Source organism: Streptomyces sp. bgisy027, from assembly GCF_057710365.1.
In genome coordinates this window covers 97,962-120,222 of sequence record NZ_JBYIVZ010000030.1, presented here as the reverse complement: position 1 = coordinate 120,222, position 22,261 = coordinate 97,962, and the positions used below count along the sequence as shown (strand labels likewise).

At 71.0% G+C, this 22,261-nt stretch carries 20 protein-coding genes and 1 pseudogene; 10 read left to right on the top strand and 11 right to left on the bottom strand.

Annotated features, from left to right (window positions below; genetic code table 11):
• Window positions 1-18 precede the first annotated feature (18 nt).
• On the top strand, window positions 19-267 hold the full coding sequence (locus tag AC3ETA_RS28600) for a DUF6458 family protein (protein WP_432195771.1): 249 nt from the start codon (window positions 19-21) through the stop codon (window positions 265-267).
• Here the strand turns inward: AC3ETA_RS28600 and AC3ETA_RS28595 are convergent.
• Together AC3ETA_RS28595 and AC3ETA_RS28590 are read right to left on the bottom strand one after the other, a co-directional pair.
• Window positions 255-2,081 (bottom strand): NHL domain-containing thioredoxin family protein, encoded by a 1,827-nt coding sequence (locus tag AC3ETA_RS28595; protein WP_432195770.1) that lies wholly within the window; start codon window positions 2,079-2,081, stop codon window positions 255-257. The two genes, AC3ETA_RS28600 and AC3ETA_RS28595, sit on opposite strands and share 13 nt — an antisense overlap.
• Window positions 2,082-2,110: 29 nt before the next feature.
• Window positions 2,111-2,497 (bottom strand): cupin domain-containing protein, encoded by a 387-nt coding sequence (locus tag AC3ETA_RS28590; RefSeq protein ID WP_432195769.1) that lies wholly within the window; start codon window positions 2,495-2,497, stop codon window positions 2,111-2,113.
• A 52-nt stretch (window positions 2,498-2,549) separates the two neighbouring features.
• Here AC3ETA_RS28590 and AC3ETA_RS28585 point away from each other — a divergent pair, with 52 nt between their 5' ends.
• Together AC3ETA_RS28585 and AC3ETA_RS28580 are read left to right on the top strand one after the other, a co-directional pair.
• Complete coding sequence (locus tag AC3ETA_RS28585; protein WP_432195768.1) at window positions 2,550-3,554, top strand: GlxA family transcriptional regulator; 1,005 nt, start codon at window positions 2,550-2,552, stop codon at window positions 3,552-3,554.
• Entirely contained in the window at window positions 3,551-4,048 is a 498-nt protein-coding gene (locus AC3ETA_RS28580; RefSeq protein ID WP_432195767.1) for an LURP-one-related/scramblase family protein, read from the top strand. Before AC3ETA_RS28585 ends, AC3ETA_RS28580 begins: the two co-directional genes overlap by 4 nt.
• 140 nt (window positions 4,049-4,188) lie before the next feature.
• Here AC3ETA_RS28580 and AC3ETA_RS28575 read toward each other — a convergent pair whose 3' ends face one another.
• Window positions 4,189-5,007: a carbon-nitrogen family hydrolase gene (locus AC3ETA_RS28575; RefSeq protein ID WP_432195766.1), complete on the bottom strand. Its 819-nt coding sequence runs from the start codon at window positions 5,005-5,007 to the stop codon at window positions 4,189-4,191.
• A gap of 181 nt (window positions 5,008-5,188) precedes the next feature.
• Here AC3ETA_RS28575 and AC3ETA_RS28570 point away from each other — a divergent pair, with 181 nt between their 5' ends.
• The gene (locus AC3ETA_RS28570) at window positions 5,189-6,013 is read left to right on the top strand and encodes a maleylpyruvate isomerase family mycothiol-dependent enzyme (protein WP_432195765.1); all 825 of its coding nucleotides are present in this window, start codon (window positions 5,189-5,191) and stop codon (window positions 6,011-6,013) included.
• 131 nt (window positions 6,014-6,144) lie between these two features.
• On the opposite strand, the gene AC3ETA_RS28565 is transcribed toward AC3ETA_RS28570, so the two are convergent.
• Both AC3ETA_RS28565 and AC3ETA_RS28560 read right to left on the bottom strand, forming a co-directional pair.
• Window positions 6,145-7,440 carry an MFS transporter gene (locus AC3ETA_RS28565; RefSeq protein ID WP_432195764.1) on the bottom strand — a complete coding sequence of 432 codons (1,296 nt, stop codon included), beginning with the start codon at window positions 7,438-7,440 and terminating at the stop codon, window positions 6,145-6,147.
• Entirely contained in the window at window positions 7,437-8,099 is a 663-nt protein-coding gene (locus AC3ETA_RS28560) for a GntR family transcriptional regulator (RefSeq protein ID WP_030953275.1), read from the bottom strand. The genes AC3ETA_RS28565 and AC3ETA_RS28560 overlap by 4 nt, the downstream gene beginning before the upstream one ends.
• 208 nt (window positions 8,100-8,307) lie before the next feature.
• Between AC3ETA_RS28560 and AC3ETA_RS28555 the strand changes: the two genes are divergently transcribed.
• Window positions 8,308-9,204 (top strand): D-alanyl-D-alanine carboxypeptidase family protein, encoded by an 897-nt coding sequence (locus AC3ETA_RS28555; protein ID WP_432195763.1) that lies wholly within the window; start codon window positions 8,308-8,310, stop codon window positions 9,202-9,204.
• Window positions 9,205-9,270: 66 nt separating this feature from the next.
• On the opposite strand, the gene AC3ETA_RS28550 is transcribed toward AC3ETA_RS28555, so the two are convergent.
• Genes AC3ETA_RS28550 through pdhA form a run of 3 tightly spaced genes read right to left on the bottom strand, consistent with a single transcriptional unit; the run spans window position 9,271 to window position 12,884 of the window.
• A complete protein-coding gene (locus tag AC3ETA_RS28550) occupies window positions 9,271-10,692 on the bottom strand; it encodes a dihydrolipoamide acetyltransferase family protein (RefSeq protein WP_432195762.1) in 1,422 nt (473 codons plus the stop codon).
• 10 nt (window positions 10,693-10,702) lie between these two features.
• On the bottom strand, window positions 10,703-11,704 hold the full coding sequence (locus tag AC3ETA_RS28545) for an alpha-ketoacid dehydrogenase subunit beta (RefSeq protein WP_432195761.1): 1,002 nt from the start codon (window positions 11,702-11,704) through the stop codon (window positions 10,703-10,705).
• A gap of 1 nt (window position 11,705) precedes the next feature.
• On the bottom strand, window positions 11,706-12,884 hold the full coding sequence (gene pdhA, locus AC3ETA_RS28540) for a pyruvate dehydrogenase (acetyl-transferring) E1 component subunit alpha (protein ID WP_432195760.1): 1,179 nt from the start codon (window positions 12,882-12,884) through the stop codon (window positions 11,706-11,708).
• Window positions 12,885-13,387: 503 nt separating this feature from the next.
• Between pdhA and AC3ETA_RS28535 the strand changes: the two are divergent.
• A pseudogene (locus tag AC3ETA_RS28535) lies at window positions 13,388-13,903 on the top strand (phosphotransferase); the annotation flags it as partial.
• Between the two features lie 106 nt (window positions 13,904-14,009).
• Here the strand turns inward: AC3ETA_RS28535 and AC3ETA_RS28530 are convergent.
• On the bottom strand, window positions 14,010-15,557 hold the full coding sequence (locus AC3ETA_RS28530; protein WP_432195759.1) for a protein kinase domain-containing protein: 1,548 nt from the start codon (window positions 15,555-15,557) through the stop codon (window positions 14,010-14,012).
• A 350-nt stretch (window positions 15,558-15,907) separates the two neighbouring features.
• Here AC3ETA_RS28530 and AC3ETA_RS28525 point away from each other — a divergent pair, with 350 nt between their 5' ends.
• On the top strand, window positions 15,908-17,542 hold the full coding sequence (locus AC3ETA_RS28525) for a Stk1 family PASTA domain-containing Ser/Thr kinase (protein WP_432195758.1): 1,635 nt from the start codon (window positions 15,908-15,910) through the stop codon (window positions 17,540-17,542).
• Window positions 17,543-17,608: 66 nt separating this feature from the next.
• Here the strand turns inward: AC3ETA_RS28525 and AC3ETA_RS28520 are convergent, their stop codons facing one another.
• Window positions 17,609-18,151 (bottom strand): bacterial proteasome activator family protein, encoded by a 543-nt coding sequence (locus AC3ETA_RS28520; protein WP_030961390.1) that lies wholly within the window; start codon window positions 18,149-18,151, stop codon window positions 17,609-17,611.
• Between the two features lie 198 nt (window positions 18,152-18,349).
• On the opposite strand from AC3ETA_RS28520, the gene AC3ETA_RS28515 reads away from it, so the two are divergent.
• Window positions 18,350-19,216, top strand: coding sequence for a hypothetical protein (locus AC3ETA_RS28515; RefSeq protein WP_432195757.1), 867 nt, complete (start codon window positions 18,350-18,352; stop codon window positions 19,214-19,216).
• Between the two features lie 30 nt (window positions 19,217-19,246).
• On the opposite strand, the gene AC3ETA_RS28510 is transcribed toward AC3ETA_RS28515, so the two are convergent.
• Window positions 19,247-20,227, bottom strand: a complete 981-nt coding sequence (locus AC3ETA_RS28510) for an NAD(P)H-quinone oxidoreductase (protein ID WP_432195756.1) — start codon at window positions 20,225-20,227, stop codon at window positions 19,247-19,249.
• A gap of 162 nt (window positions 20,228-20,389) precedes the next feature.
• On the opposite strand from AC3ETA_RS28510, the gene AC3ETA_RS28505 reads away from it, so the two are divergent.
• Both AC3ETA_RS28505 and AC3ETA_RS28500 read left to right on the top strand, forming a co-directional pair.
• Entirely contained in the window at window positions 20,390-21,403 is a 1,014-nt protein-coding gene (locus tag AC3ETA_RS28505) for an ATP-binding cassette domain-containing protein (protein ID WP_432195755.1), read from the top strand.
• A complete protein-coding gene (locus tag AC3ETA_RS28500; RefSeq protein ID WP_432195754.1) occupies window positions 21,400-22,248 on the top strand; it encodes an ABC transporter permease in 849 nt (282 codons plus the stop codon). The genes AC3ETA_RS28505 and AC3ETA_RS28500 overlap by 4 nt, the downstream gene beginning before the upstream one ends.
• The last annotated feature ends 13 nt before the right edge of the window (window positions 22,249-22,261 follow it).

The window sequence follows — 22,261 nt, the reverse complement described above, 5'->3', positions numbered from 1 at the left end:
GACAGGAAGGCGAGACACATGGGCCTCGGCGGGTGCATCATCCTCATCGCCGTTGGAGCGATCCTCACGTTCGCGACCGACTGGGAGATGGACGGCGTCAATCTCGACCTGGTCGGGGTCATCTTCATGATCGTGGGATTGATCGGCGTCACGACGTTCAGCAGCATCGCGCGGCGCAAGCGGGTGGTGGTGCCGCCGACGACTCCGGTCGTCGAGGAGGAACACCACCACCGCCGGGACGGGTACAACAACGGCTACGGCGTCTGAGCGTCCATCCCGGCCAGCACCAGCGGGAGACGGTCGGCACCCGTGTCGGCCGGGCGGACGGGTACGCCCCAGTCCTGCTGGTGCACGTGGCAGGCCGGGTATTCATTGTCCGGGGCGTCGTCGCAGGACGCGGCCGTCGCCGAGACGTGCAGGACGCCCTCCGGGACGGACGGGTCGAGTTCGAGGGTGCGGGAGAGATCGGTGCCCGCACCCTCGCCCGTGCGCAGCAGCTGCGGTGGGGTGGAGGAGACCAGCAGCCGGGTCGAGGGGCCGTACCGGGTGTCCAGCTTCTGGCCCGCCGGAGCCTGGAAGATCACGTCCAACAGGAGCTTGCCGGGGGCCACTTCGGTGGCGGCGCGCTGCGTGCGGTGGGCGACCGACTCGACGCGGACGGCTCTCTCGGGCAGCCGCAGCCGGGTGAGCCGGTGCCGGGCCGACTCCACGACCACGATGTCGTCGCCGGCCAGGACCGCGCCCGACGGCTCCCGCAGGTCCCTCGCCAGCGTGCTGACCTCGCCGGTCGCCGGGTCGTAGCGGCGCAGGGCGTGGTTGTAGGTGTCGCTGATCGCGACCGAGCCGTCGGGCAGCGCGGTGACACCCAACGGGTGCTGGAACAGGGCCTGTTCGGCGGCGCCGTCGCGGTGGCCGAAGTCGAAGAGGCCGGTGCCGACGGCGGTGTGGACCACGCCGTCGGGGTCGACCCAGCGCAGCGCCGAGGTCTCCGAGTCGGCCAGCCACAACCGGTCGGGCGTCGCCGCGAGGCCCGACGGCTGTGCGAACCAGGCCTCGGCGCCCGGACCGTCGACCAGGCCCTCGTTGGAGGTGCCGGCGGTCACGGAGACGGTGCCGGAGTCCGGGTCGTACGCCCACAGCTGGTGGATGCCGGCCATGGCGATCCAGAGCTTGCCCTGCCACCACGCCACGTCCCACGGTGAGGACAGGTCGACCTCGCGCGCGGGGCCGGACGTGGCATCGCCCCGCATCCACTGGTGGCCGGTCCCGGCGAGGGTGGTGGTGCGGCCGCTGACCGGGTCGAAGCGGCGCAGTGCGTGGTTCACCGTGTCGGCGACGACCACGGAGCCGTCCGGCAGCAGCGCCAGGCCCTGCGGTTCGTTGAAACGGGTCCGCTCCGCAGGGCCGTCGGTGAGTCCGCGACCGCCCTCGCCGATCCGCCGGACGACGCTCTCCCCGTCCGCCTCCAGCTCCACCAGCTGATGCCGGGTGGTGTCGCTGACCAGGAAGTTCCCGCTCGGCAACAGCAGCGCCTTCCCCGGGAAACGCAGCACCGTCGGCTCCGGCTCCGGCGCCACGTACGGCCCGTCGCCGCGCCGCAGGGTGCCCTTGGCCTCGTGCTCGGCCTCCAGGTCGGTCACCAGACGCTCGATGGCGTGCACATGCCCCTCACCGGCGTGCTGCGCGACGACGTAGCCCTCGGGATCGATCACGACGAGCGTCGGCCAGGCCCGCACCGCGTACTGCTTCCAGGTGGCGAGCTCGGGGTCGTCCAGGACGGGGGGCTCGACGCCGTACCGCTCCACCGCGTCCACGACCGCCCCGTGCTCGGCCTCGTGCACGAACTTCGGCGAGTGCACCCCGATCACGACCACCGTGTCCCGGTGCTTGTGCTCCAGCTCCCTGAGCTCGTCGAGGACGTGCAGGCAGTTCACACAACAAAATGTCCAAAAATCAACAATTGCGATCCGCCCTCGAAGCTCGGCGAGGCCCAGCTCCTTGCCACCTGTGTTGATCCAGCCGCCCTTGCCGGTCAGTTCGGGCGCTCGGACGCGGACGCGTCGGGGTGCGGAGTCGTTCATGCCCCAAGGGTGCCACCGGGCACCGACAGTCAGCCCAGGGCGTGTCCGGTGGTGGCGTCCACATGAGCCGGTACCTCGTCGTGGCGGTCGCCGACGGTCAGGGTGCCGGTGGGTTCGAGGAGGAGGATGGATGCCGGGGCGGGGGCGTACGGCTTGTGCTCGATGCCGCGGGGGACCGTGAAGACCGAGCCCTTGGGGAGGACGACGGTGCGTTCCGTGCCGTCCTCGCGCAGGGAGATGTGCAGTTCGCCGTCGAGGACCAGGAAGAACTCGTCGGTGTGGTCGTGGGCGTGCCAGAGGTGCTCGCCGTCGACCTTGGCCACGCGGACGTCGTAGTCGTTGACGGCCGTGACGATGCGCGGGCTCCAGGTCTCGGTGAAGGAGGCGAGGGCCGCGTCGAGCGAGATGGGTTCCATGCGTTCATCGTGCGGGGTGGTCCCGGGGGCCTGCGAGTGCTAGGAATCGCATATGGCGCAAGGATCCTCTCAGCCGAAGCCCGGACATCGGGTCGCCGTGATCGTCGACGAGGGCACCAATCCGTTCGAGGTCGGCGTCGCCACCGAGCTGTTCGGGCTGCCGCGGCCCGAGCTGGGGCTCGCCGGGCCGCTGTACGACGTGACGCTGTGCTCGCCCACGCGCGAGGTGCGCATGAACCACGGCTTCTTCACGATGACCGGCGTGGCCCCACTGGACGCGGTCGACGAGGCGGACACCCTCGTCGTGCCCGGCCGCCCGGACAACGTCGTGCCGCGCGGGGCCGCCGTGCGCGAGGCGATCCGCCGCACGCACGCGCGTGGCGCGCGCGTGATGAGCCTGTGCACCGGCAGCTTCGCGCTCGCCGAGGCCGGGCTGCTTCAGGGACGCCGGGCCACCACCCACTGGCGCTGGGCCGACACCTTCCGGGCGCTGCATCCGGGGGTCCTGCTGGAACCGGACGTGCTGTTCGTCGACGACGGCGACATCCTGACCGCCTCGGGCAGCGCCGCCGCGCTCGACCTGTGTCTGCACGTCGTACGGCGGGACCACGGGGCCGAGGTCGCAGTCGCGGTCTCGCGCAGGCTGGTGTTCGCCGCGCACCGGGACGGCGGGCAGAAGCAGTTCGTGGAGCGGCCGCTGCCGGACGTGCCGGACGAGTCGCTGGCCCCGCTGCTGGTGTGGGCGCAGGCCCGGCTGGGGGAGCCGCTGACCGTGGCGGACCTGGCGGCGCGGGCGGCGGTGTCGCCGGCGACCCTGCACCGGCGCTTCCGGGCACAGCTCGGGACGACGCCGCTGGCCTGGCTGACGGGGGAGCGGGTCACGCTCGCGTGCCGGCTGATCGAGCGCGGCGAGGAACGTCTGGACGTGGTCGCGGCCCGCAGCGGGCTGGGCACCGCGGCGAACCTGCGCGTGCTCGTGCGGCGCGAGACCGGGCTCAGCCCGTCGGCCTACAGGCGGCGTTTCGGTCCGCGCGGCGGGGAACCCCTCATGTCATGAGATTCCTCGTACGCGACCGGCTCCTCGGCTTCGGTGACGACTACTGGATCGAGGACGACCGGGGCAGCAAGGTGTTCCTCGTCGACGGCAAGGCGATGCGGCTGCGGGACACCTTCGAGCTGAAGGACACGCAGGGCAACGTCGTCATCGACATCCACCAGAAGATGTTCGCCCTGCGCGACACGATGGTGATCGAGCGCGGCGGCGCGCCGCTGGCCACGATCCGCCGCAAGCGGCTGTCGCTGCTGCGCAACCACTACCGGGTGGCCCTGGCCGACGGCAGTACGGAACTCGACGTCAGCGGCAAGATCCTGGACCGGGAGTTCGCCGTCGAGTACGACGGTGAACTGCTCGCCGTGGTCTCCCGCCGCCGGCTGCACGTCCGCGACACCTACGGCGTCGACGTCGTCCGGGACGACGCCGATCCGGCGCTGCTGATCGCGGTGGCGGTGTGCGTGATCCACCTGGCGGAGAAGGAGCGGGGCGACGACTGAGGCCGGCCCGTGAAGCCGGCCGGCACGCACGGCTTCGGCCGCAGCACCGGTCAGCGGCGCGGCCCGGCACAGCGGCGCGGCCCGGCACAGCGGCGCGGCCCGGCACAGCGGCGCGGCCCGGCACAGCGGCGCGGCCCGGGTCAGCGGCGCGGCGCCGCCAGTCCCAGCATGCGGTCCTTGAGCGCCGGGAACTGATCCCGGGTCAGCGCGACCTTGCCCGGGTCGAACTCCACCGTCAGGACCTGCTCCCCCGCGCCGGCCTGCGCCAGCACCTCGCCCCAGGGATCGACCACGATCGAGTGACCGGCCTGCGGAACTCCGGCGTGTGTCCCGGCCGTTCCACAGGCGAGCACGAACGCCTGGTTCTCCACCGCCCGCGCCTGGGCCAGCAGCGTCCAGTGCGCCCGGCGGCGCTCCGGCCAGCCCGCCGGCACGACCAGGGTCTCGGCGCCGGCGTCGACGAGAGAGCGGAAGAGTTCGGGGAAACGGAGGTCGTAGCAGGTGGCCAGGCCCAGCGTGGTCCCGGGCAGGCGGACGGTCACGAGGTCCTCGCCCGCGGTCATCAGCACCGCCTCGCCCTTGTCGAAGCCGAACCGGTGGATCTTGCGGTAGGCGGCGGCCAGCTCACCGGAGGGGGAGAAGACGAGAGAGGTGTTGTAGAGCGGTCCGTCGCCCGCGGCGGAGCCACCGCCGGCCGGAGCCCGCTCGGGGATCGAGCCCGCGTGCAGCCACACGCCGGCGTCGCTCGCCGCCTTCGCCATCACCTCGTACGTCGGCCCCTCGAGCGGCTCGGCCTCGCCGGCGAACGCCTCGTAGGCGAACGCCCCGGTGGTCCACAGCTCGGGCAGCACGACCAGATCGGCTCCGGCCTGTTCCCGTACGAGTGAGGCTACGCGGCCACGGCGCGATTCGACCGATTCGCCCTCGTTGACGTCGATCTGGAGCAGAGAGGCGCGCACACTACCACCGTCCTGGCATTCGAGCCGTCCATCCGGGCCTACGATCGTCACACGAAAGCACTGCCGGGGTGCCTCACAGCAGCGTAACTTAGCGTCCAAGACACCCGCCGACAGCCGCCACCTCCCACTGGCAACGCCGCCACAACCCGCCCGTGTACCGACCGCCGAGGGGTCCCGTTCCGTGAGTCTGCATCCCACCCTCCAGCCCTACGCCGACGCCTGGACCCACTCCATCGATGCGATATCCGAGCTGGTGACACCGCTCGTCGAGGGCGAGTGGAACCGGCGAACGCCCTGCCCCGGCTGGTCGGTGCGCGATGTCGTCTCGCACGTCATCGGCCTGGACTGCGAGATGCTCGGCGACCCGCGCCCCATCCACACGCTGCCGCGCGACCTCTACCACGTCACCAACGACCACCAGCGGTACATGGAGATGCAGGTCGACGTGCGCCGTCATCACACGGCGCCGGAGATGACCTCCGAGCTGGAGTACACGGTCATCCGCCGCAACCGGCAGCTGCGCAACGAGTCCCGTGACCCCGGCACCAAGGTGCGCGGGCCGCTCGGCGCGGAGATCACCCTCGAGGAGTCGATGCGCGGCCACGCCTTCAACGTGTGGGTGCACGAGCAGGATCTGCGCGCCGCCCTCGGCCGCCCGGGCAACCTCGACTCCCCCGGCGCCCTCGTGGCCCGTGACGTGCTGCTCTCCCAGCTGCCCGACATCGTCGCCACCAAGGCCGACGCCCCGCGCAGCTCGGCGATCGTCATCGACGTGCACGGCCCGGTCGAGTTCCTGCGCACGATCCGTATCGACATCCAGGGCCGCGGCACCCTGGAGACGGCCCCCGCGCTCGGCCCCGCCGCCACCCTCACCCTCGACTGGGAGACCTACGTCCGCCTCGCCTGCGGCCGTGTCACGCCGGAGTCGGTGGCGGACCGGCTGAAGACGGAGGGCGACCCGAATCTGACGGCGGCGATCCTGCGGCACTTCACCGTCACGCAGTAGACGCTTCAGGCAAGGCAAGGCAAGGCAAGGCGAGGCAAGGCGAGACGGGCAGGGGCGGCGGCGGGAAAACCGGTGTCGTCCGCCGCCCGGCCGCGGCTGCCGGCCCTCTGACACCGCGCGGGCTCGTCCGCTCAGGCGGGAACGTGCACCGTCTCCACCCTGCTGGCGACCAGCCGTTCCCGCTCCCTGCGCGCCGCCCGCCCGCGCAGCCGCAGGATCTGGCTGATCCCCAGGGCCTGGAGGACGAAGACGAACGAGAAGGCGACGGTGTAGTCGTCACCGGTCGCGTCCAGCAGCACGCCGATGGCGAACAGCGTCGTCATCGAGGCGACGAAGCCACCCATGTTGGTGATGCCGGACGCCGTGCCCTGACGCTCCGGCGGGTTCGCCGGGCGGGCGAAGTCGAAGCCCAGCATCGAGGCCGGGCCGCACGCCCCGAGCACCGTGCACAGCACGATCAGCAGCCACATCGGCGCCGTCGCACCGGGCCAGAGCAGCGTCGTCGCCCATATCGCCGCGGTCGCCGCGACGGTGCCGAGCGCCAGCGGGAGGCGCGCCTCGTGGTGCCGGGCCACGACCTGGCCGTAGACCAGGCCGACGACCATGTTGGACAGGACGACGAGGGTGAGCAGTTCACCGGCCGTGGCCCGGGACAGTCCCTGCGCCTCCACCAGGAACGGCATTCCCCACAGCAGCAGGAAGACCATCGCCGGGAACTGCGTCGTGAAGTGCACCCACAGCCCGAGACGGGTGCCCGGCTCCCGCCAGGACGCGGCGATCTGACGCCGTACGTACGCCGAGCCCTGGTGCGGCAGGGGTTCCGGCTCGTGTCCTTCGGGGTGGTCCTTCAGGAACAGCAGGGTCAGCACGAGCACCACGGCGCCCGCGCCCGCGCTGCCCGCGAACGCCGCCGTCCAGCCGACCCCGTGCAGCAGCCGTGCCAGCACCAGCGTGGAGACGAGGTTGCCGGCCATGCCCGCGAGTCCGGCGAGCTGGGCGATCAGCGGACCGCGCCGGGCCGGGAACCAGCGGGTGCCCAGCCGCAGCACGCTGATGAACGTCATCGCGTCGCCGCAGCCCAGCAGCGCGCGCGAGGCGAGGGCCGTGCCGTACGACGGGGAGAAGGCGAAGCCGAGTTGGCCCGCGGTGAACAGCACCGTGCCGATGGCCAGCACCTTCTTGGTGCCGAGCCGGTCGACGAGCAGGCCGACGGGTATCTGCATGCCCGCGTACACGAGCAACTGCAGGATCGAGAAGGTCGACAGGGCGGAGGCGTTGACCTCGAAGCGGTCCACGGCGTCGAGGCCGGCGACCCCCAGGGACGTACGGAAGATGACGGCGACGAAGTAGACCGAGACGCCTATGCCCCAGACGGCGACGGCGCGGCGGCCGCCCGGAGGATCGCCCGGCAGGACGGCGGACCTCATCGCTCCTCACCCCGCGCGAGGTGCGAGAACCAGTCGATGTGCCGGTGGACCAGCCCGACCGCGGCCTCGGTGTCCCCCGAGCGCAGCGCCTGGAGGATCTCCTCGTGCTCGACGAGGGTCTTGGCGATCCGGTCGGGGTGGGAGTACATGACCGCGACGCCCATGCGCAGTTGGCGGTCGCGCAGCTGGTCGTAGAGCCGGGACAGGATCTCGTTGCCGCCGCTGCGGACGATCTCGGCGTGGAAGCAGCGGTCGGTGACGGCGGCCGCGGCGAGGTCGCCCGCGGCCGCCTGTTCCTTCTGCCGGGCGAGCAGTTCCTCCAGGCGCTCGATGAGGCCGGGCGGCGCGGGGACGGCCTTGCGGGCCGCGTGCTCCTCGACCAGGATCCGCGTCTCGACGACGTCCTTGATCTCCTGTGCGGAGACCGGCAGGACCAGGGCCCCCTTTTTCGGATAGAGCTTGATCAGCCCCTCGACCTCAAGGCGCAGCAGCGCCTCACGCACCGGGGTGCGCGACACGCCGACGGCCTCGGCCAGCTCGCCCTCGGTGAGCAGCGTGCCGCCTTCGTAACGGCGGTCCAGGACACCCTGTTTGACGTGGGTGTAGACGCGGTCGGCGGCGGGGGGCTGCTTGAGGGGTGCGGGCGGGGCGGAAGGCATGCCCACAGCATAGATACAACACGTACGCATGTCGGCGTCGGTCCATCATGCGGACCGCTCCGGAATCCTCCGGCAAAGAAGCGACATCGGCGCCAGCCGCTGCACAACCTTCTGTGCTAATTACGTGTCACACACGCGCGGCCCCCCTTTCTTTCCCCTCCAATTCGGCCGCGCCTTCGGGGTATTCGACGCAATCGGGGTATTTCAGTTGATAATCGCCACCAACGGGCGCCGTATCCGCAGAGCCGCGGCCGTCGCAGTGACGACCGGTGCCGTGCTCGCCACCGGAGCCCTCACCGCGGCTCCCGCGCAGGCCGTGACGGCGCCGAGCATCACCGCCAAGGGCGGGTACCTGATGAACGGCGCCACCGGCAAGACCCTCTTCACCAAGTCCGCGGACACGAAGAGGCTCACCGCGTCGACGACGAAGATCATGACCGCCAAGGTCGTGCTCTCGCAGACGAACCTGAACCTGGACACGAAGGTCACCATCCGCAAGGAGGTCAGCGACTACATCGTCTCCAAGGGCGCCTCTTCCGCCCGGCTGATCGTCGGCGACAAGGTCACCGTGCGTCAGCTGCTCTACGGGATGATGCTGCCGTCCGGCTGTGACGCCGCCATGTCGCTCGCCGACAAGTTCGGCACCGGCACCACGGTCAAGGCCCGCACGGCCAACTTCATCGGCAAGATGAACACCATGGCCAAGAGCCTGGGCATGACCAACACGCACTTCGACTCGTTCGACGGCATAAGCAATGGGTCGAACTACTCGACGCCGCGCGACCTGACGAAGCTCGCCCGCAGCGCGATGAAGAGCACCACGTTCAAGTCCGTCGTGAAGACGAAGTCCTACACGGCCAAGACGATCACCAAGACCGGTGCCACCCGGACCATGGCGGCCTGGAAGAACACCAACGCCCTGCTCGGCTGGAACGGCACGCTCGGCATCAAGACCGGCTCCGGCACCCAGGCCAAGTACTGCCTCGTCTTCGCCGCCACGCTCAACGGCGAGCAGGTGATGGGTGCCGTGCTGACCTCCTCCTCGGAGGCCAACCGCACGGCCGACGTGAAGAAGCTGATCACCTACGGCTACGCCCGTATCTGATCCCCGCGTCACCCGCGAAGGGACGGCCACCCGACGGTGGCCGCCCCTTTCGTCACCCGAGGTGAGTCACGCCCAGGTGATCAGCCGCTTCGGCTGCTCCAGGATCGCCGCCACGTCGGCCAGCACCTTGGAGCCCAGCTCGCCGTCGACCAGACGGTGGTCGAAGCTCAGCGCCAGGGTGGTGACCTGACGGGGCTTGACCTTGCCCTTGTGGACCCACGGCTGGAGCTTGATCGCGCCGACCGCGAGGATCGCGGACTCGCCGGGGTTCAGGATCGGGGTGCCGGTGTCGACGCCGAAGACGCCGACGTTGGTGATGGTGACGGTGCCGCCCTGCATCGCGGCGGGGGTCGTCTTTCCCTCCCGCGCCGTGGCCACCAGCTCGCCGAGCGCCTGCGCCAGTTGCGGAAGCGTCTTGGCGTGGGCGTCCTTGACGTTCGGGACGATCAGGCCACGGGGGGTCGCCGCAGCGATGCCCAGGTTGACGTAGTGCTTCTGCACGATCTCCTGGCCCGCCTCGTCCCAGGACGCGTTGACGTCCGGGTTGCGCTTGATCGCGACCAGCAGGGCCTTGGAGATCAGCAGCAGGGGGTTCACGCGCAGGCCCGCGAACTCCTTGTCCGTCTTCAGCTCCTCGACCAGCTTCATCGTGCGTGTCACGTCCACCGTCACGAACTCCGTGACGTGCGGGGCCGTGAACGCCGAGCCGACCATCGCCGCCGCGGTCGCCTTGCGGACGCCCTTGACCGGGATCCGGGTCTCGCGCGCCGTGTCGTAGGTGACCGGCGCCGCCGGGGCGGCCACGGGCGCGGCGGCCGGGGCCGCGGGGGCGGCCTGCGGCACCGGCTCGGCGGCCGGGGCGGCCACCGCCGCATGGACGTCCTCGCGGGTGATGATGCCGTCGGGGCCGGTGGGCGTCACCGTGGCCAGGTCGACGCCCAGGTCCTTCGCCAGCTTGCGCACCGGGGGCTTGGCCAGCGGCCGCGGCGGGGCCACCTCCGCGGCGGCGGCCGGCCCGTGGCCGTTCAGCTCGGCCTGCAGGGCCTGCGCCGCGGGCTCCTGACGCGGAACGTCCGCTCCCTTGCGGGGGCGGCGCTTCGTCGAGGTCTGGGCCACGCCGTAGCCGACCAGCACCGGCTGGCGGCCCTGCGGCTCGGTCTCCTCCTCCGCGGCCTGCGCCGGGGCCTCCGGCACGTCGGCGGGCGCAGCGGCGGCGGGCGCCGCTCCGCCGGCGACGTCCACGGCGATGATCGCCGTACCGACGTCCACCGTCGTGCCCTCGGGGAAGCGCAGCTCACGGACCACCCCGTCGTACGGGATGGGCAGTTCCACGGCCGCCTTGGCCGTCTCGACCTCGCACACCACCTGGCCGTCGGTGACCGTGTCGCCCGGCTGGACGTACCACTTGAGGATCTCCGCCTCGGTGAGTCCCTCGCCCACGTCGGGCATCTTGAACTCGCGCACGGACGCTTCAGTCATCGTCGTCACGACCCTCTCCTCAGTACGCCAGGGCACGGTCGACGGCGTCGAGCACCCGGTCCAGACCCGGCAGGTACTCCTCCTCCAGACGCGCCGGCGGATACGGGGCGTGGTAACCGCCCACCCGCAGCACCGGGGCCTCCAGATGGTAGAAGCAGCGCTCCGTGATCCGGGCGGCGATCTCCGCGCCCGAACCGAAGAACACCGGGGCCTCATGGACCACGACCAGACGGCGGGTCTTCTCCACGGACGCCTGGATGGAGTCGAAGTCCAGCGGGGAGACCGAGCGCAGGTCCAGGACCTCCAGGCTGCGGCCCTCCTCGGCGGCCGCGGCGGCGACCTCCTGGCACAGCTTCACCATCGGGCCGTACGCGGCCAGGGTGAGGTCGGTGCCCTCGCGGACGACGCGCGCCTTGTGCAGCGGGCCCGGGATGGCCTCGCCCGCGGCGGAGCCGCCAGTGGACCACGTGACCTCGCCCTTGTCCCAGTAGCGCCGCTTGGGCTCAAAGAAGATCACCGGGTCGTCGCACTCGATGGCCTGCTGCATCATCCAGAACGCGTCCGAGGCGTTTGACGGGCTGACGATCTTCAGCCCCGCCACGTGCGCGAAGAGCGCCTCGGGGGACTCGCTGTGGTGCTCGACCGCGCCGATGCCGCCGCCGTAGGGGATGCGGACGACGACCGGCAGCTTGACCTTGCCCAGCGAGCGGGCGTGCATCTTCGCGAGCTGGGTGACGATCTGGTCGTAGGCCGGGAAGACGAAGCCGTCGAACTGGATCTCCACCACGGGGCGGTAGCCGCGCAGGGCGAGGCCGATGGCCGTGCCCACGATGCCCGACTCGGCGAGCGGGGTGTCGATGACGCGGCTGTCGCCGAAGTCCTTCTGCAGGCCGTCCGTCACACGGAAGACGCCGCCGAGCTTGCCGACGTCCTCGCCCATGACGAGGACCTTGGGGTCCGAGTCCAGGGCGCGGCGCAGCGACTCGTTGATCGCTTTGGCCAGAGCCATCTTCTCCGCCATGTCAGGCCCCCTCTACGTCCGCGAACGACGCCTGGTAGGCGGCGAACTGGGCGCGCTCCTCGTCGACGAGCGCATGCCCGTCCGCGTACACGTTCTCGAAGATGGCGAAGTGGTCCGGGTCCGGCATGGCACGGACCGCCTCGCGCACTCGTTTGCCCAACGCCTCGCTCTCGGTCTCCAGTTCCGCGAAGAATCCCTCGTCCGCGTGGTTTGAGGCCTCGAGGTAGCGGCGAAGGCGCAGGATCGGGTCCTTCGCCTCCCAGGCCTGGCGCTCCTCGTCGCCCCGGTAGCGGGTGGGGTCGTCGGAGGTGGTGTGGGCGCCCATGCGGTAGGTGTACGCCTCGACCAGCGTGGGTCCCTCGCCGGCGCGGGCGCGCTCCAGCGCCCACTTCGTCACGGCCAGGCACGCCAGGACGTCGTTGCCGTCGACCCGGACGCCCGGGAAGCCGTAGCCCTGTGCACGCTGGTAGAGCGGCACGCGGGTCTGCTTCTCGGTCGGCTCGGAGATCGCCCACTGGTTGTTCTGGCAGAAGAACACCACGGGCGCGTTGTAGACCGCGGAGAAGGTGAAGGACTCGGCCACGTCGCCCTGGCTGGAGGCGCCGTCGCCGAAGTAGGCGATGACCGCGCTGTCCGCGCCGTCCTTGGCGATGCCCATGGCGTAGCCGGTGGCGTGCAGCGTCTGGGAGCCGATGACGATCGTGTACAGCTGGAAGTTGTTGCTGTTCGGGTCCCAGCCGCCGTTGTTCACGCCGCGGAACATGCCGAGCAGGTTGGTCGGGTCGACCCCGCGGCACCAGGCGACGCCGTGCTCGCGGTAGGTCGGGAAGACGTAGTCGTCCTCGCGGGTGGCCCGGCCGGAGCCGATCTGGGCGGCCTCCTGACCGAGCAGCGACGCCCACAGACCCAGCTCGCCCTGGCGCTGCAGGGAGGTGGCCTCGGCGTCGAAGCGTCGGGTGAGCACCATGTCGCGGTAGAGGCCGCGGAGCTCGTCGGGGGTGATGCCGGCGACGTACTTGTCGTACTCGGCGTTCTTGACGCGCTTGCCCTCGGGCGTCAGCAACTGAACGAGTTCGGGGTCCGTACTCGTCGTTTTCCTTGCGGTTGTGGTCTTGCCGGCCGTGCTCTTGGTACCGGCGCTGCGTCGCGGCTTTCGCGCGGCAGTGCTCTCCACGGTCACGTGTGCTCCTCCGTCGGTCCGGCTACCCGGGTTCGCCGGGTGCCAGTGCGGCTCACCTGAAGCCCTACGGACGCACAGGGTGGGTGCGGCTCGTTCGGGAACAGGCGTGACAGGTGCCCCGGCGAGCGCCCTGCAAAAGGCACGTTACCCAGTGCTCCACATTTCTGTGAAACCCCTCCTGACCTGCGATTTTGCTTGGATTTCCAAGTAAATCGCCAAAGTCGGGAACAACTCCTGGTCACAGCCTTGCAGGGGGCCGGAACAACGGCACGTTATATCGGTGAGCCAGGTCACGGGAAGAGTCGCCGAGGGACGGATCACCACAGTGGTGTGACATCGCCCTCACGGGCGAAGAAGGAAATGTCCGGTAATCCGGCTCGGTGAAAAACGATCAAGAATTGCGAGAGCGCCGCCGATCGGCCCGGCGACCGGAAGTGACCGACCGCGACTGTCCATGACTGGCCGCGACAACGCCCAGCTCACAGGATCCGCCGTTGCCCTGGCATCGGCGCGCCAACCGCCCTGCCGGCCGCTTCGACGAACTCACCCGCCACCGTCTCCTGGAACGCCGCGAACTCCTGGAACGGCACGCCCGGCGGCGTCCCCCGCGCGGGGCCTCGGTCAGCTGGGTGCACGGCGTCGTCCACCCCTTCAACCAGCTCCACCGGGGCGACGCACCGGCCGCGATCGTCGACTGGGACCGGCTCGGCGTGCAGCCCCGCGCGGAGGAGGCCGTCCGCGCCGCCGCGATCTTCTTCGTACGGCCCACCGGAGCGCTCGACCTCGCGAAGGCGGCTGCCTGCACGCGCGCGTACCGGCATGCGGCCGGCGCCACCGCCGAGGAGCTCGCGGCGGCGGTGCACCGCCTGTGGTGGGAGCGGCTGAACGACTTCTGGATGCTGCGCCGGCACTACGAGCGCGGCGACACCCGCGCGGACGCGCAGTTCCCGGCGGTCTCGGCCCTGGCAGTGTGGTGGACGCGGGAGTACGACGCGGTCCGGGACGCCTTCGCGCACTGAGCAGGGCGCGCCACGGGCGTCCTGAAACGGCACGCGCGCGTGGAGCCCGTTTCCGGGCCGCACGCGCGCGTGGAGGTATCGGTGCCGATCCGCCGTCGGCCCACCGTCAGCCCGTGGCCGGCGGGGTGGTCGGCAGCGTCGGCTCCTCGGTGGGCTCCTCCGTCGGCTCCTCGGTCGGCTCCTCGGTGGGCTCCTCCGTGGGCTCGGCCGTGGTCGGGTCCTGCGTCGGCTCCTGGGTGGGCTCCTGGGTGGGCTCCTGCGTCGGCTCCTCGGTCGGCGTGTAGTCCGGGTCGGAGCCCGTGCCGGAGCCGTCGTCGGTGACCTCCTCCGTCGGCTCGTCGGTCGGCTCGTCGGTCGGCTCGTCGGTCGCCTTGTTCTCGTCGGTGGTCTGCGACGTGGTCGGCGTCTCCTTGGTGCCGCCACCACCGCCGCCGTTGCCGTTGTTCAGCGCCAGCGCCACACCGGCCGCGATGGCGATCACCGCGAGAACGGCGAGGATCCACAGCTTGCCGCGGCCGCTGCCCCGGTTGCCGTGCCCCTCGAAGCCGCCGTCGTCACCGGCGCCGTAGCCGCCCGGCAGGATCGGCTGCGGGATCTGCGTCGTGCCGGAGGCAGGGGTGCCCGGGTGCCCCATGACGGCCGTGTTGGCGAAGCCCGCCGACGGGGTGTGCCGGCCGTCGTGCACGGCCACCGGGCCGGTGTTCCAGGTGCCGGTGTGGCCGCCCTGGTCGTACAGCATCTGCAGGCCGTACTGGACGAGGCCGCGCATCTCCTCGGCCGTCTGGAACCGGTCGTCCGGCTCCTTGGCGAGCGAGCGCATGACCAGGCCGTCGAGCTCGGGCGGCGTGGCGTCGGAGACCTCGGACGGCGGGGTCGGAATGTCCTGGACGTGCTGGTAGACCACCGACAGCGGGGTCTCGCCGGTGAACGGGGGCCGCAGCGCGAGGAGTTCGTAGAGAAGGCAGCCGGTCGCGTACAGGTCGGAGCGGTGGTCGACCGCCTTGCCGAGCGCCTGCTCCGGGGAGAGGTACTGCGGGGTGCCCATGACCATGCCGGTCTGCGTCATCGTCGACTGCGCGCCGTGCAGGGCACGCGCGATGCCGAAGTCCATCACCTTCACGGCGCCGTTGTTGGTGATGATGACGTTGGCGGGCTTGATGTCGCGGTGCACGATGCCGTGCTGGTGCGAATAGGCGAGGGCCTCCAGGACGCCGGAGACGATGATCAGCGCCTGCTCGGGACCGGGTGCCTCGGCGTTGAGGAGGAGGTCGCGGATCGTGCGGCCCTCGACGATCTCCATCACGATGTACGGCACGCTGTGCGAGCCCACGACATCCTCACCGGAGTCGTACACGGCGACGATCGCGTGGTGGTTGAGACCGGCCACCGACTGGGCCTCGCGCGTGAAGCGGGCCTTGGACACCGGGTCCTCGGCGAGGTCGGAACGCAGCAGCTTGACCGCCACGGTGCGCCCGAGACGCACGTCCTCGGCCGCGAACACCTCGGCCATGCCGCCCCGGCCGAGTCTGCGGGTCAGCCGATAACGACCGTCCCCGACAAGTCCGCCATTACCCCACATTTCCGGCGCGTCTGACATACCGCCGCCAGCCGCCTCGGGGTCGGACGGGCCCTGAGCGCGCTGCTGCTGCTCCATCAGTCCTCGCCGTCGTTTCTGCCCGCGGTGCGCGCGGTGTTGTTACGGTCTCCGTCGGCCACGCTACAGCCTCCGCGCAAGCCGCCGGTCCGAGACCGTGGCCCGGGCCGGACGAAGGCGGACCGGCCATGAAACCGGTACCCCGTCTCCTCGTGCAAATTCCGTGCACCGACCGTAGGGCCCCTGTAACGCTTCCGCGACGCTCCCTTCGCGTACGGTCACGGAACGGGCACCGCGCTTGACCTGTCCGTGCCGTGGGGCAGACTTGGCCGGGAATAGCACATTGGATCACTCGGGACCACCCGGTCCACGGGGTCGCAGGCGCCCAAGGGGCACGGGGGACGCAGAACATGAGCCAGGACGGCGCACAGGGCGCAGGCGCGGGGCGGGCGCTGGCCGGCGGCCGGTATCAGCTGCGCGACCTGCTCGGCCAGGGCGGCATGGCCGCCGTACATCTCGCGTACGACTCCGTGCTCGACCGGCAGGTCGCGGTCAAGACCCTGCACACCGAGCTCGGCCGCGAGCAGGCGTTCCGCGAGCGCTTCCGCCGCGAGGCCCAGGCAGTGGCCAAGCTCACGCACACCAATATCGTCTCGGTCTTCGACACGGGCGAGGACACCGTCGACGGCATGACGACCCCTTACATCGTCATGGAGTACATCGAGGGCCGCCCGCTCAGCTCGGTCTTCGACGAGGACGTACGGCAGTTGGGCGCCGTGCCCGCCGACAAGGCGCTGAAGATCACCGCCGATGTGCTGGCCGCCCTGGAGATCAGCCACGAGATGGGGCTGGTCCACCGGGACATCAAGCCGGGCAACGTGATGCTGAACAAGCGTGGCGTGGTCAAGGTCATGGACTTCGGCATCGCGCGCGCCATGCAGTCCGGTGTGACGTCGATGACGCAGACCGGCATGGTGGTCGGCACCCCGCAGTACCTCTCGCCGGAGCAGGCGCTCGGCCGGGCCGTGGACGCCCGCTCCGACCTGTACTCGGTCGGCATCATGCTGTTCCAACTCGTCACCGGGCGCCTGCCGTTCGACGCGGACTCGCCGCTGGCGATCGCGTACGCGCATGTGCAGGAGGAGCCGGTGGCTCCGTCCTCCATCAACCGCGCGCTGCCGCCGGCCGTGGACGCGCTGGTGGCCCGCGCGCTGAAGAAGAACCCGAACGAACGCTTCCCGAGCGCCGAGGCCATGCGCGACGAGTGCCTGCGCGTGGCCGCGTCCTTCCAGGCGGCGCCGCCGAGCATCGTGCCGGGCGCGCACACGCAGAGCGGCCAGGGCGTCGGCGCCTCGGTGTTCCCGCCGGTCGGCCAGACACCGCCGCCCGGGGGCCCCGTCCAGACGCCGTACCAGCCGGCCCCGCCGCCGAATCCGTACGGCACGCCGCCGCCGTCGGCGCCCTCGCCGGCGTACGGCTACCCGCAGCAGCAGCCGGGCTTCCAGACGCCCGCGCCGGCGGCGTACTCCCAGCCCGGCCTCGCGACGCCGCCGCCGTACTCCATCTCGCCCCAGACGCAGACCACTTCGGGCGGCGGCAAGAACAACCGGCCCGTCATCATCGGCTCGGTCGTCGTGTCCATCGTCGCGGTGGTCGGCCTGATCGCCGCGCTGGCGATGAACGGCGGCGGCAATGAGGACGGCGGCGGGGGCGGCGACGCGACGGCGACGTCCTCGGTGACGAAGGAGGCGGGGTATCGCGAGGGCGACAGCACGAAGACGGTGGAGACGTCCGACTGCACGGAGCCTTCGGAGTCGTACCTCGATCCGGACAAGGTCCAGCTGCCCGACTTCACGTTCAAGTACTGGCCGTCGGTCCTGGAGTGCGTCAAGGCCGCCGGGTGGGAATGGGAGAAGGTCGACGTGGACGAGAACACGTACGGCCAGGGCACCGTCATGCGCCAGTCGCCGAAGGCCCGCACCGACTTCGACCCGGACGACGCCCCGAAGATCACGTTCCAGGTGTCGACCGGCAACCCGGAGTGACCTCAGCGATGTGAAAGGGCCCGGCAGCCTGCGCTGCCGGGCCCTTCGCTGATCGTGGGCAGATGGTTACAGGTACGGCCCGCCCGAGCGGCCGCCCGGGTGCTGTTCGCCGTCCTCGTGGCCGCCGACTCCCGGCGGAAGGGCGCGGCGCATCTGCTCCAGCTGGGCGCGCGCGGCCATCTGCTGGGCGAAGAGCGTGGTCTGGATTCCGTGGAAGAGGCCCTCCAGCCAGCCGACCAACTGGGCCTGCGCGATGCGCAGTTCCGCGTCGGACGGCGTCCCTTCGTCCGTGAAGGGCAGGGAGAGCCGCTCCAGCTCCTCCACGAGTTCCGGGGCCAGGCCGTCCTCCAGTTCCTTCACCGAACTGGCGTGGATCTCCTTCAGCCGGACCCGGCTGGCCTCGTCGAGAGGGGCGACGCGGACCTCTTCGAGCAGCTGCTTGATCATGCTGCCGATCCGCATGACCTTCGCCGGCTGTTCGACCTGCTCCGTCACCGGGATCTCGCGGGAGTCCTCGTCTCCGTTACCGCCGGTGAGCGCCATCCCGTCCTGGCCCACGACCAGGATCTGGGGGTTCTCGGGCGACCGTTCGTTCCTCGGCATCTCCATGCCGTCATTCTCTCGCACCCGTACAGCTCATCATCGTGGTGCCCCCGGTGTGGGGTGATCCACCGTTTACGTCCCCGCAGTTTCGTAAGGGCCGGCGGCACGGTGAGGCGGGTCACATCAGTGTCGGCCGTGCGCCGGATTGGGTCGGGTGGCGGAGTCCGGAATGCCGGGTTCGTCAGGTGCTGTGAGGGTTGTTCCATGACTTCATGGCTGGGGGTGGTGCGGGGGCGTGCGCGAGCGGCGTCGAGCCGGTCGCGCGCCCTGTCGTGGCCCGCGGGGACGCTGACCGTACTGGTGGCGGGGCTGGCCGTCGGGCTGCCGGGGGCCGGGGTGTCGTACGGGCTCGACGAGCCGCACGGGGCGATGCCGTCCGCGACCGGGTCATCCGTGCCGTCCGGGTCACCCGGGTCGCCCTCGTGGCCGGCGGGGTCGCCCAGGGCGTCCTCCGGGGCGGCGCCGGGCTCCGCGGGCGGGAGCGGGGCCGAGCCGCCCTCCGTACGTTCGCCCCAGGACGGGAAGCCCTCGGCCACCGCGCCGTCACCCGGCGGTACGTCCGAGGAGACCGCGGAGGAGACGCCGGACGACGTCGAAGGGTCCGAGCAGCCGGGGAAGCCACCCCGGGAATCGTCCACGCCCACCGCCCACGGGCCCTCCGCGTCCTCGCCCGACCCCTCCGACAAGCCGTCCCGGGCAGGCAGCCGGGCGGGAGAGGGGCGGCAGCGGCCCGGTCGGGAGAAGGGGCCGCTGGAGGAGCAGGAGGCGGCGCGGGACAAACGTGACCGCGACAAGAGGGCCGATGACCGCGAGGGCTCCCGGTCGCCGGAGGCGGAGCGTGCGGCGGAGGACGACGACGGCACCGAGCCCGAGAGCTCGAACGCCGCCGACGCCCCGACCCGGGACACCGCGCCCTCCGCCACACCGACCCGTCACGCGCGACCCCCTGCCCCGCACGCCACCGGCCCCGCCGAGCCCGTGCTCGAAGTACTGCCCCTGGGCGCCGGGCTCGTCCTCATCGGCCTGGGCCTGGGCCTCGCCTTCGTCGGCCTGCGGCTGCGGCGCGGCTAGCGAGTGCCGCCCGCCGTCGGTGCGGCTGTCCTACGGCGCGACCAGCAGCACCTTCCCCACATGACCGCTCTCCTCCACCACCCGGTGGGCCTGCGCCGCCTCGCGCATCGGCAGCTCGCGGTCGACGACCGGGCGCACATGGCCGGCGTCCAGAAGGGGCCAGACGTGTTCGCGTACGGCCGCGACGATCGCCGCCTTCTCGGCGAGCGGGCGGGCCCGCAGCGAGGTCGCGCTGATGGCGCCGCGCTTGCCCAGCAGCGCACCGATGTTGAGCTCGCCCTTGATCCCGCCCTGCATGCCGATGATGGCCAGCCGGCCGTTGACGGCGAGGGCCTGGACGTTGCGGTCGAGGTACTTGGCGCCCATGTTGTCGAGGATGACGTCGGCCCCGGCCCCGTCGGTGGCCTTCTTGATCTCCTCGACGAAGTCCTGCTCCCGGTAGTTGACCAGGATGTCCGCGCCCAGCTCGGCGCACCGGTCCAGTTTCTCCCGGCTGCCCGCCGTGACCGCGACCTTCGCTCCGACGGCCTTGGCGAGCTGGATCGCCATGGTGCCGATGCCGCTGGAGCCGCCGTGCACGAGCAGCGTCTCGCCGGGGCGGAGGTGGGCGACCATGAAGACGTTGGACCACACCGTGCAGACCACCTCGGGCAGCGCGGCGGCCCGGGTGAGACTCACGCCCTTGGGCAGCGGCAGCAGCTGACCGGCCGGGACGGCGACCTTCTCGGCGTAACCGCCGCCCGCCAGCAGCGCGCACACCTCGTCGCCGACCGCCCAGCCGGAGACGCCGGGGCCGACCTCGGCGATCCGGCCGGAGCACTCCAGGCCGGGGTAGGGGGAGGTGCCGGGCGGCGGGTTGTAGAAGCCCTGCCGTTGCAGGATGTCGGCGCGGTTGACGGCCCCGGCCACCACTTCGACCAGCACCTCGCCCTCACCGGCCACCGGATCGGGGACCTCGTCCCACACCAACGCCTCGGGCCCACCAGGTTCGGGAATCGTGATCGCATGCATGGGACGGACGCTACTCCTCGGCCCGGCGCGGCCGTCCCCGCCCGGTCGCCGACGAGTCCTTCGAAAATCCCGGTGCGCCACCGATGAGTTTGCGCGACCGTAAAGGTCTCCCCATGCGTAGCCCAAGAACGCGGAAGGACCATCCGGAAGGAACCCGAAAGCATGAGCACGCAGACGACGTCCGGTCTCGCGATCGAGACCGCGGGCCTGGTGAAGACATTCGGTGAGACACGGGCCGTCGACGGCGTGGACCTCGCGGTTCCGGCCGGCACGGTCTACGGCGTCCTCGGCCCGAACGGCGCCGGGAAGACCACCACGGTGAAGATGCTCGCCACCCTGCTGCGGCCCGACGGCGGAGAGGCTCACGTCTTCGGACACGATGTCGTCCGCGAGGCCGACGCGGTGCGCGGGCGGGTGAGCCTCACGGGGCAGTACGCCTCCGTGGACGAGGACCTCACCGGCACCGAGAACCTGGTCCTGCTGGCCCGCCTCCTCGGCCACGGCAAGCCCGCCGCGCGGGAACGCGCCGGGCAGCTCCTTGAGGCCTTCGGGCTGACCGACGCGGCCGGGAAGCAGGTCAAGAACTACTCGGGCGGCATGCGCCGCCGTATCGACATCGCCGCCTCCATCCTGAACACCCCCGACCTGCTCTTCCTCGACGAGCCGACGACCGGCCTCGACCCGCGCAGCCGCAACCAGGTGTGGGACATCGTGCGCGCGGTCGTCGCCCAGGGCACCACCGTGCTGCTGACCACGCAGTACCTCGACGAGGCCGACCAGCTGGCGTCCCGGATCGCCGTCATCGACCGGGGCAGGGTGATCGCGGAGGGGACCAAGGGCGAGCTGAAGGCGTCCGTGGGAGCCGGCTCCGTCCATCTGCGGCTGCGTGACCCGGAGCAGCGGCCTCAGGCCGAGCGGGTGCTGCGGCTGGCCCTGGACGCGGACGTGCAGCTGGAACCCGACCCTGTGGCGCTCACCGCCCGCGTCGGTTCCGGCAGCGCCAACGGCCGGGGCGCGGCGGAACAGGCGGGCCGCGCGCTCGCCGAACTCGCCCGCACCGGCATCACCGTCGACAACTTCTCGCTGGGCCAGCCCAGCCTGGACGAGGTGTTCCTCGCCCTCACCGGACACGACACCCACAAGACGGACGCCGACAAGAACGAGGTGACGGCATGAGCACCGTGACGCAGACCGAGAGCAAGGACCTCGCCCCCGTCAGCACCGAGTCGCTCGCGGCGCTGCTCGTCGCCAAGGAGCGCCCGCCGCGGCCCAGCGCCTTCTCGGCCTCCTTGACCTTCGGCTGGCGGGCGATCCTGAAGATCAAGCATGTGCCCGAGCAGCTCTTCGACGTCACCGCGTTCCCGATCATGATGGTGCTGATGTACACGTACCTGTTCGGGGGCGCCCTGGCCGGGTCCCCGAAGGAGTACATCCAGTTCCTGCTGCCGGGCATCCTGGTGATGTCGGTCGTGATGATCACGATGTACACGGGTGTCTCGGTGAACACCGACATCGAGAAGGGCGTCTTCGACCGGTTCCGTTCGCTGCCGATCTGGCGGCCGTCGACGATGGTCGGCTATCTGCTGGGCGACGCCCTGCGCTACACCATCGCCTCCGTCGTGATGCTCACCGTCGGCATCATCCTGGGCTACCGCCCGGACGGCGGCGTGGCCGGAGTGCTCGCCGGGATCGCGCTCCTTGTGGCCTTCTCGTTCGCGTTCTCGTGGATCTGGACGATGTTCGGGCTGATGCTGCGCTCCGAGAAGTCGGTGATGGGCGTCAGCATGATGGTGATCTTCCCGCTGACCTTCCTGTCCAACGTCTTCGTCGACCCGAGGACCATGCCGGGCTGGCTGCAGGCGTTCGTGAACAACAGCCCGATCACGCATCTGGCCTCGGCCGTGCGCGGGTTGATGGCCGGCGACTGGCCGGCCGACGAGATCGCCTGGTCGGTGGGCTGGGCGGCCCTGTTCGTGCTGGTCTTCGGGCCGATCACGATGCGGCTGTACAACCGCAAGTAGGGCGGTGCACCGG